The sequence below is a fragment of the Cohnella herbarum genome, from assembly GCF_012849095.1.
Taxonomy (GTDB): domain Bacteria; phylum Bacillota; class Bacilli; order Paenibacillales; family Paenibacillaceae; genus Cohnella; species Cohnella herbarum.
On record NZ_CP051680.1, the window covers coordinates 2,597,551 to 2,615,925 of the forward strand.

The following is an 18,375-nucleotide window of genomic DNA, read 5'->3' on the forward strand; positions in this document are numbered from 1 at the left end:
TTGCAGAGGGAGACCTGAGTAGTAACCGCGTGGCGGTACTATTCCTCATACGAAGCTACTGCTAAAAAAAGCCCCAAGTCGCTAGGACTTGGGGCTTTTATTTCTTATCGCTTACAGCAAATGGCAAGCCGCGAAATGACCCGGCTCCACCTCTTTGAACGGAGGCATCGTCGCCGCGCATTCCGGCATGGCGTGCGGACAACGAGTGCGGAACGGGCAACCGCTCGGCGGATTTAGCGGGCTTGGAATCTCGCCTTGAAGAATGATCCGCTTGCGCGCCTTCTGCAAGTCGGGATCCGGAATCGGAATCGCCGACAGCAGCGATTGCGTATAGGGGTGCATCGGTTTCGCGTTCAACTTATCGGACGTCGCCACCTCGACCAGCTTGCCCAAGTACATCACTCCGATACGATCGGAAATATGCTTGACCATCGCAAGGTCATGCGCGATGAACAAATAAGTTAGCCCGCGTTCCTTCTGCAGCTTCTTGAACAGATTCACGACTTGAGCCTGCACGGATACGTCGAGCGCCGAGATCGGCTCGTCCGCGATTATGAATTGCGGCTCGATCGCCAGTGCCCGGGCGATCCCGATGCGTTGGCGTTGTCCGCCGGAGAACTCATGCGGGAAACGTCCGGCATGCTCTTCGTTCAAACCGACGTCCCTCAGCAGTTGATTGACGCGTTCCTTCTTCTCCTTGCCGGAGTAGAGCCCGTGAATCTCGATCCCTTCGGCGATAATCTTGCCGACGGTCATCCGCGGATTCAACGAAGCATACGGATCTTGAAACACCATCTGCATATCTCGATGGAATTTCTCCCGTTCTGCTCCCTTCATCTTCTGAACGTCTTTACCGTTAAACAAAACTTGCCCGCCGGTAGCTTCGTAGAGACGGATGATCGTTCGTCCGGTCGTCGACTTGCCGCAGCCCGACTCGCCGACCAAACCGAACGTCTCGCCCCGCTTGATCGAGAAGTTTAAGCCGTCAACCGCCTTAAGCACCCGACCACCGCTTAGCTGAAAGTGCTTCTGCAAATCTTTTACTTCTAAAATTTTATCTTCAGCCATGTGATCCCCTCCCTATTCCAACGGGCATTTCTACCTCGGGAGCGTCCGGATGGTTAAGCCAGCATGCCGCGCTGTGATCCGCGGACACTTCGAAGTGTTCCGGATCGATCTCTTTACACACTTTCATCGCATATGGACAACGGGCCGCGAACGCGCAGCCGACCGGAGGCGAATACAAATCCGGCGGCGTACCCGGAATCGAGGCAAGCTCGTTATTTTTGTCGCTGTCGAGCCTTGGAACGGAACGAAGCAAGCCCCAAGTATACGGATGCCTAGGGTTGTAGAAAATATCGTCCAACGTGCCTCTCTCCACGACTTTACCTGCGTACATAACGATGACTTTATGGGCCATCTCGGCCACGACGCCTAAATCATGCGTAATCAAAATAATCGAAGTTTCCGTCTTCTCTTGAATATCTCGCAACAAATCGATGATTTGCGCTTGGATAGTTACGTCCAAGGCAGTCGTCGGCTCATCCGCGATCAACAGCTTCGGATTGCAAGCAAGCGACAGCGCGATCATAACCCGTTGACGCATACCGCCCGACAATTCATGCGGGTACTGATGAATTCGTTCTTGGGCGTTAGACATTCCGACAAGCGTCAACAGCTCGGCAGCCCGTTTCAAGCCTTCCACCTTGCTTACCTTCTGATGCTTGAGAATGCCTTCGGAAATTTGCGCGCCTACGGTTTTCGTCGGGTTCAGAGAGGTCATCGGATCTTGGAAGATCATCCCCATCTCTTGCCCGCGAATGTGTTGCATTTGGGATTCGTTCATTTTGGCGATTTCATGCTTACCGTCGAACAAAATGGACGAACCTTCCTTAATCATGCTAGGCGGAGAAGGAACCAGTCTCATGATCGTTTGAGCCGTTACCGATTTACCGCAACCGGACTCGCCGACGATCGCTAGAACCTCTCCTTTATTTACAGTGAAGGAGACGCCACGAACCGCTTGAACTTCACCGGCATACATTTTGAAGGAGACGCGTAGATTATTGACTTCAAGTATCGGTTTACCCATTCGGCAGGCCTCCTTATTTTCTCATTTTCGGATCGAGCGCATCTCGCAATCCGTCTCCAAGAACGTTAAAGCTTAACAAGATTAAACTAAACACGATCGTTGGAAAAATAATCCGGTGAGGCTGGTACCTCATATAGTGGGCACCATCGTTAATCAAGTTACCCAGAGATGCCATCGGCGGACGGATGCCGACCCCGATGAAGCTTAAGAACGACTCGAAGAATATCGCCGTCGGCACGATAAACGTGATTTGAACGATAACCAAACCGATGACGTTAGGAATCAAATGTTGAAGAATAATCCGTTTAGGCTTCGCGCCTAAAGTCCGAGCTGCCAATACGAATTCTTGCTCCTTGACGAGCAGAAGCTGACCTCTGACGAGACGGGCCATTCCCACCCAGCCGGTCAAGGCGTAGGCGATAATAATCGAACTTATGCCCGGCCCGAGGAAGACGATGAGAATGATCGCGAGCAACAGCAACGGGATGGAGTAAATAACCTCGACGATCCGTTGCATCACGTTATCGACCTTACCGCCGAAGTAAGCGGAAATCCCGCCGTACAGAACGCCGATCACGAGATCGATAAGGGCTGCGATAACCCCGATAAGCAAGGAAATACGCGTTCCCCACCATACCCTCGTCCACAAATCCCGTCCGAAGTCGTCCGTACCGAAGAAATGACCCCAAGACGGCTTTAAGTCGATATCCTTCAAATATTGCGTTTCGTAATCGTACTTGCTGAACATAGGAGCAAAGATGGCTAGTATGGTCAACAGGATCAGTATGATCAATCCCGCCATAGCCATTTTATTAGATCTCAAACGCCTCCACGCGTCCTGCCAATAAGTTAGCGAAGGCCGCACTATGGATTCCGCGTTTGTCGTTTTCTCGGCCGGTTGAAACTTGTCTTTCGATATGCTTTCCATCGTTTACCTCCTCCCCGACATACGAATCCTTGGATCGATAAGGCCGTAGGCGATATCGGTCAGGAACATTACGACGATAAGAATTGCCGCGTAGAAAATCGTCAGTCCCGTAATCATCGTATAATCCAACGTCGTGATGGAGCTCACGAACTGGTAACCCAAGCCAGGGATAACGAATACGTTCTCGACTACGAGCGTACCCGTAATAACGCCGACCGCAATGGGGCCAAGAATCGTTACGACAGGCAGTATCGCATTTCGCAACATATGGCCTGTTACGATTTTGCGCGTGGAAAGACCTTTAGACTTAGCTGTTTTAATATAATCCAAGCTCGCAACCTCGAGCATTGAGGCGCGCATCATCCGCGCTAAAGTAGCGATTGTTCCGAGAGCGAGAGCGAATGCCGGTAAAATACGATTTTCGGGTCCTTCCCATAAACCTGGCGGAAGAATTCCCCACTTGTTACCTACGTAAAGCGAAAGCAGCGGTGCAAGAACGAACGAAGGAATGGATATGCCGATGAGAGCAATGATCATGGCGGAATGATCCTGCCACTTGTTATGCTTTAATGCGGCAACGATTCCAAGCGAAAGACCTATGATGATCGCGATAATAAGCGATTCGACTCCAAGCTCCAACGAAGCCGGGAACGATTGCTTGATGACTTCAACGACCGTACGGGTCGGGAATTGATACGATACGCCCAAATCTCCTTGGGCTACATTTCCTAAATACTGCAGGTACTGCTGCCATTCCGGCTTATCCAAGCCGTATTGCGCTTTCAAGATGGCCAAGTTTTCTGGCGGCAACTTCGCGGCAACTTCTCCAAAAGGATTTCCCGGCAATAGCTTCATGAGAAAAAAAGTCGCCGTGATAATGACCCATAACGTAACGATCATATAGATAAAGCGACGCAGCACGTATTTCAGCACGATGAAATCCTCCTTTCCGGGAATGAATAATTTTCCTATGCCCTACAATCAACATGAAAGAAGCCGTTCTAGCAACGGCCTCTTCCATGGATTGTTCTTGTACTGAATGTACGGCATGATCGCTTCTAGATCATGGAGCCTCCGAATTACTTAATCGAAGTCCATTTCAACTCGAAGTCGGGACCGTAAGGAGGTAAGATCAAACCCTCTACTTTGTCTTTGATCAAGAACGGCGAAGAGCGGAAGAACAGCGGGAATACCGCAGCTTCTTCAAGCAAGATTTTTTCGGCTTCGTGCATTTTTTCAGCGCGTACTTTGTTGTCGAGCTCTTTGTTAGCCGATTTGATCAACTCGTCGTACTTCGCGTTTTTCCAATCTTGCGTATTGAACGGGCTGCCCGAAACGTACATATCCAACCAAGTCATCGGATCGTTGTAGTCAGCGCCCCACAATGTGGATACGATGGAGTAGTTTTTGCTAAGCTCTCTTTCAAGACGAGTCGCATGCGGCAACGGCTCGGCAAGAACCGTAATTCCTAAATTCGTTTTCCATTGGGAAACGAGGAATTCAAGCAATTTCTTACCGGTTTCCGTATCATCGCCCATTACGGACACTTGCGGTAAAGAAGAAATACCGACTTCAGCCAAACCTTCGGCAAGCAAAGTTTTTGCTTTAGCCGCGTCGAAAGGAACTTCCGTATCTCCTACGACTTTACGGAACTCAGCTCCGTTACCGTCGCTGTTACCGTTAGGAACGTAACCGGTAGAAGCTACGGAACCGTTTTTCAGAACAACGTCGACAAGACCTTGACGGTCGATCGCCATGCTCAAAGCTTGACGAACTTTAACGTTAGCGAAAGCGGGAACTTTCGATTGTTGGAAGTTCAAGTAACCCGTAACAAGCTCGCTCTTGCGGTGAAGCTCCGATTTACCTTCATAAGGCTTCATTTGATCGCCTTTGATGTCGGCATAATCCGTTTTATTGGATTCGTACAAGTTCAAGCCTGTTGCCGTATCTTTGACGATATTCAAAGTTACTTTATCTAGCTTGACGTTGGCGGCATCCCAATATTTCGGGTTTTTCTCGAGTACGAGCTGTTGCTCATGATCCCATTTCGTCAGTACGAATGGACCGGCTCCGAGAACTTTGTCCGCATCCGCGCCGCTCTTGTCGCCTTGAGCTTCAACGAACTCTTGTTTTTGCGGGTAGTAGTTCAAAAATGCAAGCTGAGCAGTAAAATATGCCCGCGGAATATCCAATTTCAATTCCAGCGTCTTCTCGTCAAGTGCTTTGACGCCAAGGTTTTCTTTAGCCGCTTTCAATTTCTCCGGCGTATCCGCTTCGATTACCTCTTGGCCGCCTTTCAACCAAGTAAGAATGAATGCATAGGAAGCTTTAGTCGCTGGATCCAGCGTTCTTTGGTAGGAATAAACGAAGTCTTTGGCAGTCAACGGAGATCCGTCGGCCCACACAAGACCGTCGCGCAATTTAATCGTATAAGTCAAACCGTCTTCGGAAATCGTTGGCAACTCCGCTGCTAGAGCTGGTTGCGGATTCATGTCTTTGTCCAAACGGTACAAGCCTTCGCTGATCGCTCCGAGAATCGTAAACGAAGCAGCGCTTTCCGCGATCGATACGTCGAGTGCCGGAGGATCGGCGCGGTAGTTCATAACCATTTCTTGTTTACTGCCCTTGCCGGAACCTGCCGACGCGGATGCAGTTGCCGAACCGGATGGCTCAGCAGCGTTGTTGTTGCCGCAAGCCGCAAGTAACGAGCCCGCAAGCGTGACTGCCATGGCAGTCGAGAAAATCTTCTTGAAATTCATTCTGTTGCCTCCCCGTTTTTATTGACTATCTTTGCTAATTCACATAGCTTCTATGCATCTATACCTGCATATACCCCCATGTTTCGAAACTGAAAATTGCCAAAATCTCCAAATATGAAAAAATGACAATTCCAATATCCGACATTTGTTCTTCTCAATAGAATGATTAACCATCCTGCACTGGATTAACTCACTCTTCCAAGTTGATTTTTTGACGGAATAGTTGTCATATTACATTAATAGGATCGGAATTTGCAATGAGAGTTTCTGGTAAAGGGACTTAAAGTGACTTATTATGTTCTGTTATATAACACCAATGTGACACAAATCGCGATTTTTATGTATTTTTAATTAATCATTCCGCATAAACATTCATTTCATTTGTCGAAAATGTAAGGGGAGAATCAAAAAATGTGAAATTATGTTCAAATTAAAACCATATAATAGTAACAACGCATTCTTACTGGATGTAATATTAGTACAAAACTAACTAAATGTAAGCGGGCCATTAAAAATTGCTAATGTATATGAAAAATCCTCCATCTATGGCTCTAAACAGCCATTTCCGGAGGACCGATTCGACGTTATGATTTATGCATAATGACAAGCGGCATAATGCGCAGGACGCACTTCGCGGAACGCGGGAGTTTCCGCCGCGCATTTCTCCGTCGCCACAGGACAGCGAGTACGGAAGGCACAGCCGCTCGGAGGATTGACGGGGCTTGGCAAGTCGCCGCTTAACACGATACGTTCTTTGTTCGCCTCGACGTCGGGATCCGGAACCGGGATCGCCGACAGCAACGCTTTCGTATAAGGGTGCTGCGGATTCGAATACAGATCCTCGCTAAGCGCGAGTTCGACGATTTTACCCAAATACATAACGGCTACTCGATCGCTTATGTACTTGACCATCGATAGATCATGCGCCACGAACAAATACGTGAGCCCCATTTTCTTCTGAAGCTCCATAAGTAAATTCACGATTTGCGCTTGTATCGATACATCCAACGCCGATATCGGTTCATCGCATACGATGAATTCCGGCTTCACTGCAAGCGCCCTCGTAATTCCGATCCGTTGGCGTTGTCCGCCGGAAAATTCATGCGGGTAACGAGAGGCGTGCTCGGCGTTTAATCCGACCAGTTCGAGCAACTCTTCCACCCGACGTTTCCTCTCGGCCTTACTGCCCGCCAATCCATGAATATCAAGCGCTTCGCCAACGATATCCAGAACGGTCATCCTAGGGTTAAGCGAAGCGTACGGATCCTGGAACACCATCTGCATCTTGCTGCGGCATACTTTCAATTTCTTGCCGGACAGCTTGGAAATATCGGTTCCATCCAACAGGATTCGCCCGGCCGTCGGCTCGTACAAGCGAATAATCGTGCGTCCGGCCGTCGATTTACCGCAACCGGATTCGCCGACGAGCCCCAACGTTTCCCCCTTTTGAATGGAGAAGCTAATATCTTGGACGGCTTTCAATACGCGGTTATTGCCAACGTGAAAAAATTTGGTTAAATTTTCGATTTCAACAAACGCCTTACTCATACCGCCGCCCCCTTGCCGCCCGATGAATCCGTTTGTTTCGCGTAAGGATGCTGCAGCCAGCAGCGCACCGATTGCGTCGTGCTCAACTCAGTCATATCCGGAACTTGCGTTTCGCAGATCGTCATCGCGAATTCGCATCGACTACAGAACCCACAGCCTTGGGGCGGCTTGATCAAATCCGGAGGCGTCCCGAATATCGGAATGAGCGGCTCGGATTTATCCTGGTCTAGCCGAGGCAACGACTTTAACAACCCTTTCGTGTACGGATGTTTCGGGTTGCGGAAAATTTCCCGTTTCGTTCCCGTTTCGACGATCTGACCCGCGTACATGACCAAGACACGGTCGCAAAGGTCGGCCACGATTCCCAAATCATGCGTAATCAAAATAATAGATGTATTTAATCGTTTCTGAAGATCTTTCATTAACGTAAGGATTTGCGCTTGTATCGTGACATCCAATGCAGTCGTCGGTTCGTCGGCAATTAACAGAAACGGATTACACGCAAGCGCAATCGCAATCATTACCCGCTGCCGCATGCCTCCGGAAAACTGATGCGGATACTGATTAAGCCGCGTCTCCGGGTTAGGGATACCCACCATCGTCAGCAACTCGATGACGCGAGCTTTCGCCATTACCCCGCTAAGACGCTGATGCTGAACAAGACCTTCCATGATCTGTTTCCCGACCGTCATCGTCGGATTCAGCGATGTCATCGGATCTTGGAAGATCATGCCGATCTGATCGCCGCGAACTTTCCTCATTTCCTTCTCGGACAACTTCAGAAGATCCAACTCGCCCAGCTTCACGGAACCGCTTTTGATTTTGCCGGGAGGCATCTGAATCAACCGCATTATCGTTTGGGCCGTGACGCTTTTACCGGAACCGGATTCGCCAACGATCGCGACGGCCTCCCCTTCTTTGACCTCAAAGCTGATGTCCCGGACCGCTTGCACTTCTCCGCCGTAAACATCGAAAGACACGCTTAAGTTTTCCACTTCAAGTAACGTTTTCATCTGGAGATGACCTCCTTTCCGTGTCTAACGTTTATTTTTTCATTTTCGGGTCGAATGCGTCGCGCACTCCGTCACCGAAGATGTTGAAGGCGAATATCGTCAAACTCAAGAACAAAGCCGGGAAAAATAACCTCCACGGGTAAATGTTCATCGATTTGACCCCATCGTTAATCATGGTCCCCCATGAAGCAATCGGAGACTGAACCCCGAGACCGAGGAAGCTAAGGAAAGCCTCCGTAAATATCGCGCTAGGAACCGTTAAAGTTAGCGTAACAAGAATCGGACCCATCGCGTTCGGGATCAAATGTCGGAAAATAATGCGCATAGAACCAGCTCCGAGCGCTTGCGAAGCCAAGGCATACTCTTGGTTTTTCAATTGCATCATCTGACCGCGAACAATCCAAGCCATATTGATCCAGCCCGTAATAGACATCGCTATAATGATCGTAAATAAGCTCGGTTCCATCACGACGAGCAACAAAATAACGACAAGCAAGTAGGGGATTGCGTACAAAACTTCGGCAAACCGGTTCATGAATTCATCAATCTTACCGCCATGGTAGCCCATAATCCCACCGTAAATAATCCCGAACAATAGATCGATAAATGCGGCGACAAAACCGATGAACAAAGAAATTCGAGCACCCATCCACGTTCTCACGTATAAGTCGCGACCTAAATCATCCGTACCAAACCAATGTTTGGAGCTTGGCGGCTGATTCGAATTGACCAAATCATTCGTAAAATGGTCATACGAAGATGCCCATGGCGCGATAACCGCAAACAGCACGATGACGATCATGAGCCAAAAACCGAACATTGCTAACTTATTGCTATACAGCCTCATCCTGATATCTTGCCAGGCAGTGAGTCGTTTGCGTTCTATTTTTTCAGCGCCGCCATAATTGCGGTCGATAGACTTGAACAGCTCGGGACGAACGTCGCCCGCTTTAGATTGATTTTGCAAGGTTTACTTCGCCACCTTTCCGCCTGTTACCCTGATCCGAGGATCGACCAGCACGTAAGCGATATCAGCCAATAGTCGAGATACCATCAGAATAACCGCATAGAAAATCGTAATGCCCATAATCAGCGGGTAATCCCGGTCCGAGACGCTTTGCACGAAAAACTTGCCCAGTCCGGGAATGGCGAATATTTTCTCGATAACGACAGACCCCGTGACGACGTTAGCCATTAAGTAACCAAGGAACGTAACGACAGGCAGCATCGAATTACGCAAAGCGTGGCGCCAAATAATCAGATGTCCGGCTAGCCCTTTGGACTTCGCGGTCTTAATAAAGTCGGCGTTTAATACTTCTATCATAGTTGAGCGAATCAACCTGGCGATAAATGCGATCGAAGCGGATGATAGCGCAATCGTAGGTAGTACGTAATCCATCGGACCGTTTAAGCCCGCCACTTCAAAGGCCCTAATTTTCACGGCTAACGCATATTGCAGCACCGGGGCCATTACCAGACTCGGAATCGACAACCCGATTACCGCAATAACCATTGCTAGATTGTCTAACATTTTCCGATGGTACATCGCGGCAATAATGCCTAAGACGCACCCTGCTACGACAGAGGTAATGACGGACGCGATTCCAAGCTTCAGAGAATACTTAAACGATTCGGAAATGATTTTATCGACTGCCTGAAACTTTTTCTTCATCGAAATCCCAAGATCAAACTGGGTCAAGTTTTTCAAATAGATGCCATACTGTACGATCACGGGCTTATCCAGACCGTAATACGCCTCAAGATTTTTCTGTATTTGTTCGCTCGTCGCTTTCTCCGATTGCAGCGGACTACCCGGCACTGCATTCATCAGGACGAAAGTTGCTGTGATCAAAAAAAACAAAGACAAGATCATAAATACGAATTTCTTCAATATATAGCGAATCACAGCTTCTCACCGCCCGTTCTTCCGAAATTATGCAACTAAAAGGGTATATATAGGGATACTATATATACCCTTCCAAGTCGTGGATTAGCCCAAGCTCAACTATGACTTATTCCTTTTTGCCGAACGCCCAATCCAAGTGACCTGCATAATCGGACACAACGTCCGTGAAGCCCGGTTTGATCATCGTTACAGTCGTATAGTAGTAAATCGGCAATACAGCCATATCGTCGGCCATTGCGATTTTCTCCGCTTTCGCGATCAAATCCAGACGGGTTTTGTCGTCGGGAGCAGCGAGAGAGTCATCCAACGCCTTGCCGACTTCAGGGTTGTTGTATTTGCCGTCGTTGTTGCCGGATTTCGGATGAATCAAGTCGTAAGAGAAGTTAATCGCATGGTTGATATCCGCGCCCCAACCTGCGCGAGCGATACCAAATTGCTGCGCGTCTCTCGTCTCGAGGAACGTGCCCCACTCTTGATTGGACAACTTCAGCTCCACGCCGAGGTTTTTGCGCCACATGTCGATGATCGCTTCCGCAATCGCTTTATGCCCTTCGCTCGTGTTGTACAGCAAAGTCGTTTCCGGGAATTTAGCAAGTCCGCTTTCTTTAAGCCCTTCCGCCAACAGCGTCTTCGCTTCTTCCACATTCTCCTTGATATAGTCCGCATCCGGATACATTTCGCGGAACGATTTGCCGTCCAAACCGCTAATGCTTGGCGGTACTAGCGCATGCGCAGGCGTTTGGTTAGCTTTCGTTACGTTATCGATAATAGCTTGCCGATCGATCGCCATCGAGAACGCTTTACGGATTTTCACGTTATCGAACGGTTTCTGGGTCGTGTTGAACACATAATAATAAGTGGACGCACTCGGCACGATTTCAGCCTTGCCTGCAGCTACAAGCGATGGTACTAGATCGCTCGGTACCGAACCCGCTTGCGCCCCGATCCAGTCGATCTTATCCGTTTCGAATAAGTTGTACACGGTAGTTTCGTCTTCGACCAAAGAAATCGTCGCTTTGTCGAAGCTAACATTAGCCGCATTATAGTAGTTCGGGTTTTTCGTTAGAACAAGCTTGTCGCCATGCGCCCATTCCGCCAACGTGAACGGTCCGCTCGTAACCATCGTAGACTTGTCGGCCGCCCAATCCGGCTTACCTTCAACGGAAGCCTTATGTACTGGCCAGTACGAATAGTGAGCCAACAAGGAGTCAAAATACGGAGTGGCCGATTTCAGCTTCACTTCCAACGCGAAGTCGCCCGTCGCTTTGACGCCGACTTGACTTGCGTCGACTTTGCCGGCATTATATTCCTCGCCGTTCTCAAGATAAAAGAGCATATAGGCGTAATCGGCAACGGTCTCTTTCGCTAAGACGCGTTTCCACGAGAACTCGACGTCTTGCGCCGTAATAGGATCTCCGTTGCTCCATTTGGCATCATCGCGGAGGTTAAACGTATAGGTTTTGCCGTCGTCTGAAATCGTCCAATCTTTAGCAATGGCAGGTTGCGGAACGCCAGCAGCGTTCAGACGAGTAAGTCCGTCGAACAATCCGGAAGCTACGATCGACGACTGAGCATCGGTCATTAACCCTGGATCAAGACTTGGCGGCTCGCTCGCCAACGTAAAACGGAATTCCTTAGGATCTTGGTTCTCAGGGGCAGCCGAACTTTCCGCAGCCGGAGAGCTCGCAGCCGGCGAACTCGCCTCAGGAGCCTTACTCGCGGACGAGGAAGCACCGCCTTCATTATTTTTGTCGCTGCATGCCGCGAGTAGCGAACCCGCGAGCGCGACCACCAAGGCGACCGAGAATATCTTCTTCAATTTCATATTATTACCTCCCCATTTTTGTCATTTTTCTCTTTTCATCGACATTTCGATTTCAATTTCAGAATATTGCGAATTAACAGAATACAGCTTCACGATTTCGGTTGATCCGTCAATCCCACCTCCAAAAGAAAGTGTTTTCAATGAAAATACTGGAACAAATGAATCTTACTACTAACGTTCGGATTCTGCAATCAAAGTTTACGTATTTGTTATGTAATATTACATGTTATGTGACTAATAATTACCTATACTTGACGGAAAACGCTTGCAAAACCGACTAATAATTAGCTTGTTCGTATAAACATTCACTAAAAGTGATCCGTTTGTAAGTTGAGCCGTCAAACTGTGAACACTCGTTCAATTTTATGGAAAAATATAGATATTACTCAACAAAAATTCTCTAAAATTTGCAGAAAACTAACCAAATTTTCTGAAAACGCTATTTTTTCTTTATGCATCACTTATACATCAATGGAAAAGAGCTCTAAAACAGTCAACTTCAACCGTTTCGGAGCTCCATTAGTTGGTAATTATTTCACGCGAGCCAGCGCTAACCCGTCATAAGCAGGAAGATGTACTCCCATTAACCTCTCGTCCTGAGCGATAATTCGATTAAAATGTCGAATCGCGAGCACGGAAGGCCCCTGCTTGTTCTCGTCTATCGTTTTCCCTCGCAACAGAGTATTATCCGCCGCAATGATCGCGCCTTTGCTAGCGAGTTGGATACAGGCCTCTAAGTAATGCGGGTAACTTTCCTTATCCGCGTCGATGAAGAAAAAGTCAAACCTCGATCCTTCAGCGGCAAGGCTTTCCAAGCTTATCTTCGCGTCTCCGACCCGGTACTCCACACGCTCTCCCAATCCTGCTGCGGTCATATTCATCTGCGCTACGTCTGCGTATTCTTGCTTAAGCTCCAGCGATATGAGCTTCCCGTCTTCGGGCAATTCTCTAGCTAAACAAATTCCGCTGTACCCGCCTAATGCGCCTATTTCCAGAACATTACGGGCTTTGGATACGGATATAAGAAAGGTAAGCAATCTGCCATAGCCGGGAGCGACCGAAATTTCCGGCATTCCCGCGTTTCGGATGCTCTCGTTCACTCGTTCAAGCGCAACATCCTTCGAATATAACTCGTCAAAATACTGATCTGGCAACAAATCCATAGCCCCTCATTCCTCCTTCGTTCGTTACGACGGGCATTGCCGCATTAATATTTTAACACAATGTTTGTAATTTCCCCTTCAATAGAGCTATACTAATTTTTATTTAGGATTTACATTCCGTTAATCATCTGGTATGGCGAACCTTACAAAGCGAAAGAATCGCCGTTATGGGAAGGAAGTTTTGTTCATGTTAGCGCGATTAAAAAGTGTTGCCCTCGGAGGGCTTCATTGGTTGAGTCGAAGTGTCCGGATTGTACCTTTATGGGGGGTTATTCTGCTCGCCGCTTCGATGTTATACAAGTTAAACGAGCTTGATGATCAATTTAACGTTGGGGGCATGAACTATTGGAAATGGGCCGTTAATTTGGGCGCCGTACTTCTCGTCTCCTTCTGGACGGTATTCTTAGGCGTCCGCGCCAGGGCGATCTCGCTTGCCCTGCTGGATTTGGCTCTGTCGGTTCTCCTATTCGCCGATCTGATCTACTTCAGATATTTCAAGGATTTCATCTCTATCCCGGTCCTGCTCCAAGCGGGCCAAGTAGGCGAATTGCAGGCTAGCATCTGGAGCCTAATGCAACCGGGGGATTGGATTTTCTTCGCCGATATTCCGGTAGCCTTCGCGCTAGCCGGGTGGGTACTTTGGCGGCATTCGGCTAAACGCCGTCCCGTACGGACTTCTTCCGGTTCTTCTGCCCTTAAATACGTTTTGAAGAAATTCATCCCGGCGACGCTCCTGTTCGCCGTTGGTTGGGCACTTGTCTACTACCCTGTCGAAGAGCAAAAGAACGGCTGGGCGCGCGGATTGTTTGTTGGAAACTGGTGGAACATACCGATTTACAACGTAACCGGCTTACTTGGGTTTCACGGTTATGACGGCTATCGTTACGCGAAAGAGCATTGGTTCGGCGACGGTATATCCGATGAGCAGATCGAGGAAAGCAAAGCCTGGTTCACGGAACGTCAAAGGCTGCAAAAGCAAATGGAATCCGAGCCGCTGTTCGGACAATACAAAGGAAAAAACGTTCTTATCGTTCAAGCCGAAGCCTTCCAAGAATTCGTTATCGGTCAATCCATCGGCGGCGAGGAGATTACTCCTAATCTCAATAAACTCATCGGACAGAGCATTTATTTTCCTAACTTCTATCACCAGACCGCCCAAGGCCGAACTTCGGATGCCGATTTCCTTACAAGTTGCTCGATGCATCCATTGCCGACCGGTTCCGCCTTCATTCGCTTCGCCGGCAACGAATTCACCTGTGCGCCGTCCATTCTGAAAAGCCAAGGCTATGATACGACGGTACATCATTCTTACGACGGCAGCTTCTGGAATCGGAACAATATGTATCACAATATGGAATACGATCAATTTTATACGATTAAAGACTATACCATCGATGAACCGATAGGTTGGTCGCTCGGAGATGAATCTTTCTTCCGTCAAACGGTAGAGCAATTAAAGGAACGCGATAAATCGCCTTTCTATGCGCTATCGATTACGTTATCCAGCCATCATCCGTTTAAGATGCCATACTCCAATCAGGAGTTGGATGTAGGTACGTTACAAGGGACGATCTTAGGCGATTATTTGCAAGCAACGCATTACGTCGATTCCGCGGTCGGTGCATTGATCGAGGATTTGAAGGCCGAAGGCATGTGGGAGAACACCATCCTCATGTTCTACGGCGACCATGACAACTCCGTGTATGATTGGAAATTGTATGAAAAGTTTTTCGGCCAACCGGTGTCGGATATCGACAAGGATAGAATCGTTCGCAAGGTACCGTTCTTCATTCACCTCCCTAACGACGAGAACGCGGGCGTAGTGGAAAAAGCGGTCGGGCAGATCGATACGACGCCTACCCTCATGCATCTTCTAGGAATACCGACGGAAAAAAGTTACCTTATGGGGCTAAGCATGCTATCGGAAGCGCCTAAGTCCGTCGTATTCCGTAACGGCGGGTTTACCGACGGTAAAGTGTATTTCGTACCGAGCAGCGACGGGATCATCGCCAACGGTACCTGCTACGATCTCACTAACGGAGACCCCGCGAAGACGGACTCCTCGGCTTGCGCAGCGGGCGCCGAATCCGCCAAGCAAGATCTAAACGTCTCCGACCGGGTAATCGAGAACGACCTGATTGCTACGTTTAAGGAAGAAGAGTGAATGAGGTAAGTGTTAGCGAAGAAGAGACGGGGGACGGGAGTTTATCCCGTCTCTTTTTTATGTTTGGGGGAAAAGCACTGAGAGTACTCTATACCCACCATCCGAATGCCTCGCGCTGTCTGTAAGGTACTGTGAGTACTCTATTTCCTTTGCTGGTTAGGCGAACTTGGTCGCTCGTGTTCCGAGTATCGAGAATGCGGCAAAAGAAGGCCAAAAATGTACCTTGTTGAACGGAAGTATGGTAAGTACGGTGAAAGAAGATCAATACCCGACTCAGCCGGGCTATTCCCATCAAAAGTAGCTTTTTCACCGATAGAACCCCGACTCCGCCACGCACTCCATTACCACACCTCTGCTACAGCACCGCTTGCACCTACCAAAAAGGCCGCAAGACCGAAATCGGTCTTGCAGCCCTCCATTAAACTAACATTTGACGTACTTGCTTGCTTTCTCGATAGCTTCGTCTTCCGTGGAACCCGTTACGTAACGTCCATTAATAAAGATAAATACGCGTTTGCCGCAAGGACCGCAATAGGATTTGCAGGCGATCTTGATCTCTGCTCCAGGAGCCATCTTCTGCAACTTGGGCATAATCGTTTTCATCCGGATATGCCTGCATTTGTCGCAGATTCGGATATCGTTAAGAGGTTCTTCCAACAGTTCGTTATCAGTGGTCTCCATGATTGCCCTTGCTCGGATTCGTAATCACGAATCCTTCCTTAGGAAAATAGAGATAGTCGATCTTGACGCCATCGAGCAAAGGCTCCCCTTTTGTCAGAATGACATCGATATCTTTATCCGTAGACACGATCTCTTCTTTATCCGTAGGCTTAGCCAAATCCATTCCGTAATGCGCATGGTCTCCGTGACTATGCGTAATGAATACTTTTAACTTCAAATCCGCGTTCTCAGGCTTGTCCAATTCACGGCGCAGCACGGTAGCCGCGTTCCGGGTAATTTTGCAATTCATATCGCGATTCACTCCCGTAAGGTTCTCCGTTCCATTGTAATTATTTTGACGCCGGAACACAAGAGAGACGGCCGAAAACGGCCGCCCCAAAGCTCCCTGTTAACCTCGATATTGCAAGTTGGATGAAGTCCGGGTTCCCGCTGCCGGTTGCACTTTAACGCAATCCTTTGGCGGACCGATGTACGTCGAGGTTTTGATCGGAGCGAACGTTTCCTTCACCATCTTCTCGTTCAAGCAATACGCGTGCGCCCATACATTCGCCGGAGTTAATCTCAGAATGTCCGAGCCGAATATCGCTTCCGGAATCGGAGCATCGAAAATAGCTAGCAAATGCGTCGAGTCTTCCGTCGCAATCTCGTAGTGCCACCAGCCTTGTGGAATATTCGCGACTTGTCCGGGCTGTATCGGAAAGTTAAGCAATTGATTCGTAAACGGATTAATCAGAGATACGACTGCCGCACCCGAGATGCAATAGACGAGTTCCGATGCATTCGGATGATAATGCGGTTCAACTACGTTTCCCTTAGTCAGAAAGATATCCAGCAACGAAGTGTTCCCAAGCGTATTCAGATCATTGATCGATAAGCGGTTGATATAATTTTGAGCATCTTTTCTGAAAAACAAATCATTCCTCAGATCGAAAGTAAATTGAGTTCCCGGTGCAGTATAATCCATATACGATATCGCCAAGCCGTATTCACGCCTCTCTATCCTTAATTCCTATCTAGATAGAGTATATGCGACCGCCCAGCCCAAGGTTCAATACTTATACTTCCGTTCCATCGCCTTCGCGTAGACGCTGGCAGCGATAGCCGTGAACGCCGCATCGTCTATCGGGATGAAGGGCATGAGATCCGGCAGTACCCAATACAATGCCACCGGAACGACGAATAGCAGCTTGTCCCTCAGGGACACCTTCTCCGATCGCAGAATGCGCCATACCCTTCGGGGAAGATGTCTCCATAACGTTAGCCATGATCTTCGTGCCATACGAGGGGCTCCTTTCGTGAAGCGATCGTTATCCAGTTTACCCCTCAACCGGCTTCTCGAATCATGAGGGCGAGCAATCCAGAGCTTCCGCGAGCAATCTAGCAACGTCATCGTACATTTCTTCAAACCCGTCCATCGGCAGCGGATTATGGCCCCAGCCGACTTCCACCGTAAACCCCGGCCTGCGATAATTGGCGATAAACCAATCCTTGTACCCTGCATCGCTCCCCTCTAAATACACGGCCCTATATCCCGCGGAGGCGGCTAGGCGCTCCGACCAATCGCGCGATTCCGGCGGCTCGTTGTTTCGATAATTCCAATAGATTTCTTCGCCTTGGCTATGAAGCGCGATAACCGCGTGAAAGTCGGTTTGTTCCGTAAAGTCCGAGAGAGCGATCGCTTCGGGCTCAGATAATGGTCGTTCTCCTCCGTAATCGCGGGGACCCGGTTCATGAATCGAACGACGCGCGCGTTCTTCCTCCCAATGCGCGGGGAACTGATCGTTCAGATCCACTCCTCTTGCGTTAGCCTTCCATCGGTGGAACCGATTAGATCCGCGATTCCACTTCAGCAAATTTTCGTAAAACGGATGTATGGCCGACATTCCCCTTTGCACGAGCTCTACTCCGTCCGGATTGACCATCGGAACGATCCACAGACTGCTGCGGGCAAACAATTCCTGTGCGGATTTCCCCCAGAAAGAAACCCGGTTCGCGCATGCACGGGCGTAATCTTCCGCGAAATTCATCAGCAATAACGAAGTGATCCATTCATTGGCATGGCAAGCTCCGTTGAAATGCCAGCGGAACGGACCTTCGCCGATCTTCAAGTATGGAATCGGTTTACCGAGCGCGCTACGACCAATCGATCCCGTGCTCAAAAAAGGATACTCGCGAGTCAATTTTCTTATGTCGTTGACGACTTGATCAGGACCATACTCCTCTTTATTCTTCATGAAGCTCCCTCCCATACCTTCGCGGTTCTAATGGTGTATGAGCGAAGGAGCTTCCGTATAAC

17 protein-coding genes are annotated in these 18,375 nt (G+C 48.8%); 1 reads left to right on the forward strand and 16 read right to left on the reverse strand.

All coding sequences use genetic code 11. The features are described 5' to 3' along the window. Positions 1 to 111 precede the first annotated feature (111 nt). From HH215_RS11720 to HH215_RS11770, 11 genes are all read right to left on the reverse strand, one after another. Complete coding sequence (locus tag HH215_RS11720; RefSeq protein WP_169280067.1) at positions 112 to 1,068, reverse strand: ABC transporter ATP-binding protein; 957 nt, start codon at positions 1,066 to 1,068, stop codon at positions 112 to 114. Further along, entirely contained in the window at positions 1,061 to 2,092 is a 1,032-nt protein-coding gene (locus HH215_RS11725; RefSeq protein ID WP_169280068.1) for an ABC transporter ATP-binding protein, read from the reverse strand. The genes HH215_RS11720 and HH215_RS11725 overlap by 8 nt, the downstream gene beginning before the upstream one ends. A 13-nt stretch (positions 2,093 to 2,105) precedes the next feature. Further along, on the reverse strand, positions 2,106 to 3,020 hold the full coding sequence (locus tag HH215_RS11730; protein ID WP_169280069.1) for an ABC transporter permease: 915 nt from the start codon (positions 3,018 to 3,020) through the stop codon (positions 2,106 to 2,108). 3 nt (positions 3,021 to 3,023) lie between these two features. Next, positions 3,024 to 3,953, reverse strand: a complete 930-nt coding sequence (locus tag HH215_RS11735; protein WP_169280070.1) for an ABC transporter permease — start codon at positions 3,951 to 3,953, stop codon at positions 3,024 to 3,026. Between the two features lie 146 nt (positions 3,954 to 4,099). Further along, positions 4,100 to 5,779 carry a peptide ABC transporter substrate-binding protein gene (locus HH215_RS11740; protein WP_169280071.1) on the reverse strand — a complete coding sequence of 560 codons (1,680 nt, stop codon included), beginning with the start codon at positions 5,777 to 5,779 and terminating at the stop codon, positions 4,100 to 4,102. 591 nt (positions 5,780 to 6,370) lie between these two features. After that, positions 6,371 to 7,327: an ABC transporter ATP-binding protein gene (locus HH215_RS11745; protein ID WP_169280072.1), complete on the reverse strand. Its 957-nt coding sequence runs from the start codon at positions 7,325 to 7,327 to the stop codon at positions 6,371 to 6,373. Further along, positions 7,324 to 8,340 carry an ABC transporter ATP-binding protein gene (locus tag HH215_RS11750; protein ID WP_169280073.1) on the reverse strand — a complete coding sequence of 339 codons (1,017 nt, stop codon included), beginning with the start codon at positions 8,338 to 8,340 and terminating at the stop codon, positions 7,324 to 7,326. Before HH215_RS11750 ends, HH215_RS11745 begins: the two co-directional genes overlap by 4 nt. Positions 8,341 to 8,371: 31 nt before the next feature. After that, a complete protein-coding gene (locus HH215_RS11755) occupies positions 8,372 to 9,307 on the reverse strand; it encodes an ABC transporter permease (RefSeq protein WP_169280074.1) in 936 nt (311 codons plus the stop codon). 3 nt (positions 9,308 to 9,310) lie between these two features. Next, positions 9,311 to 10,246 carry an ABC transporter permease gene (locus HH215_RS11760; RefSeq protein ID WP_169280075.1) on the reverse strand — a complete coding sequence of 312 codons (936 nt, stop codon included), beginning with the start codon at positions 10,244 to 10,246 and terminating at the stop codon, positions 9,311 to 9,313. A 106-nt stretch (positions 10,247 to 10,352) separates the two neighbouring features. Next, a complete protein-coding gene (locus HH215_RS11765) occupies positions 10,353 to 12,071 on the reverse strand; it encodes a peptide ABC transporter substrate-binding protein (protein WP_169280076.1) in 1,719 nt (572 codons plus the stop codon). 530 nt (positions 12,072 to 12,601) lie between these two features. Beyond that, positions 12,602 to 13,234, reverse strand: coding sequence for an O-methyltransferase (locus HH215_RS11770; protein ID WP_169280077.1), 633 nt, complete (start codon positions 13,232 to 13,234; stop codon positions 12,602 to 12,604). A gap of 232 nt (positions 13,235 to 13,466) precedes the next feature. On the opposite strand from HH215_RS11770, the gene HH215_RS11775 reads away from it, so the two are divergent. Then, the gene (locus HH215_RS11775; RefSeq protein WP_169280078.1) at positions 13,467 to 15,398 is read left to right on the forward strand and encodes an LTA synthase family protein; all 1,932 of its coding nucleotides are present in this window, start codon (positions 13,467 to 13,469) and stop codon (positions 15,396 to 15,398) included. A gap of 423 nt (positions 15,399 to 15,821) precedes the next feature. Here the strand turns inward: HH215_RS11775 and HH215_RS11780 are convergent, their stop codons facing one another. The 5 genes from HH215_RS11780 to HH215_RS11800 form a co-directional block, all read right to left on the reverse strand. Beyond that, positions 15,822 to 16,079: a DUF1450 domain-containing protein gene (locus tag HH215_RS11780; protein WP_169280079.1), complete on the reverse strand. Its 258-nt coding sequence runs from the start codon at positions 16,077 to 16,079 to the stop codon at positions 15,822 to 15,824. Further along, entirely contained in the window at positions 16,066 to 16,368 is a 303-nt protein-coding gene (locus tag HH215_RS11785) for an iron-sulfur cluster assembly accessory protein (protein ID WP_169280080.1), read from the reverse strand. The genes HH215_RS11780 and HH215_RS11785 overlap by 14 nt, the downstream gene beginning before the upstream one ends. A 99-nt stretch (positions 16,369 to 16,467) precedes the next feature. Further along, on the reverse strand, positions 16,468 to 17,058 hold the full coding sequence (locus HH215_RS11790; RefSeq protein ID WP_169280081.1) for a cupin domain-containing protein: 591 nt from the start codon (positions 17,056 to 17,058) through the stop codon (positions 16,468 to 16,470). Positions 17,059 to 17,127: 69 nt separating this feature from the next. Further along, the gene (locus tag HH215_RS11795; RefSeq protein ID WP_169280082.1) at positions 17,128 to 17,358 is read right to left on the reverse strand and encodes a hypothetical protein; all 231 of its coding nucleotides are present in this window, start codon (positions 17,356 to 17,358) and stop codon (positions 17,128 to 17,130) included. A gap of 61 nt (positions 17,359 to 17,419) precedes the next feature. Beyond that, positions 17,420 to 18,313, reverse strand: a complete 894-nt coding sequence (locus HH215_RS11800) for a M14 family metallopeptidase (protein ID WP_254450451.1) — start codon at positions 18,311 to 18,313, stop codon at positions 17,420 to 17,422. Positions 18,314 to 18,375 lie beyond the last annotated feature (62 nt).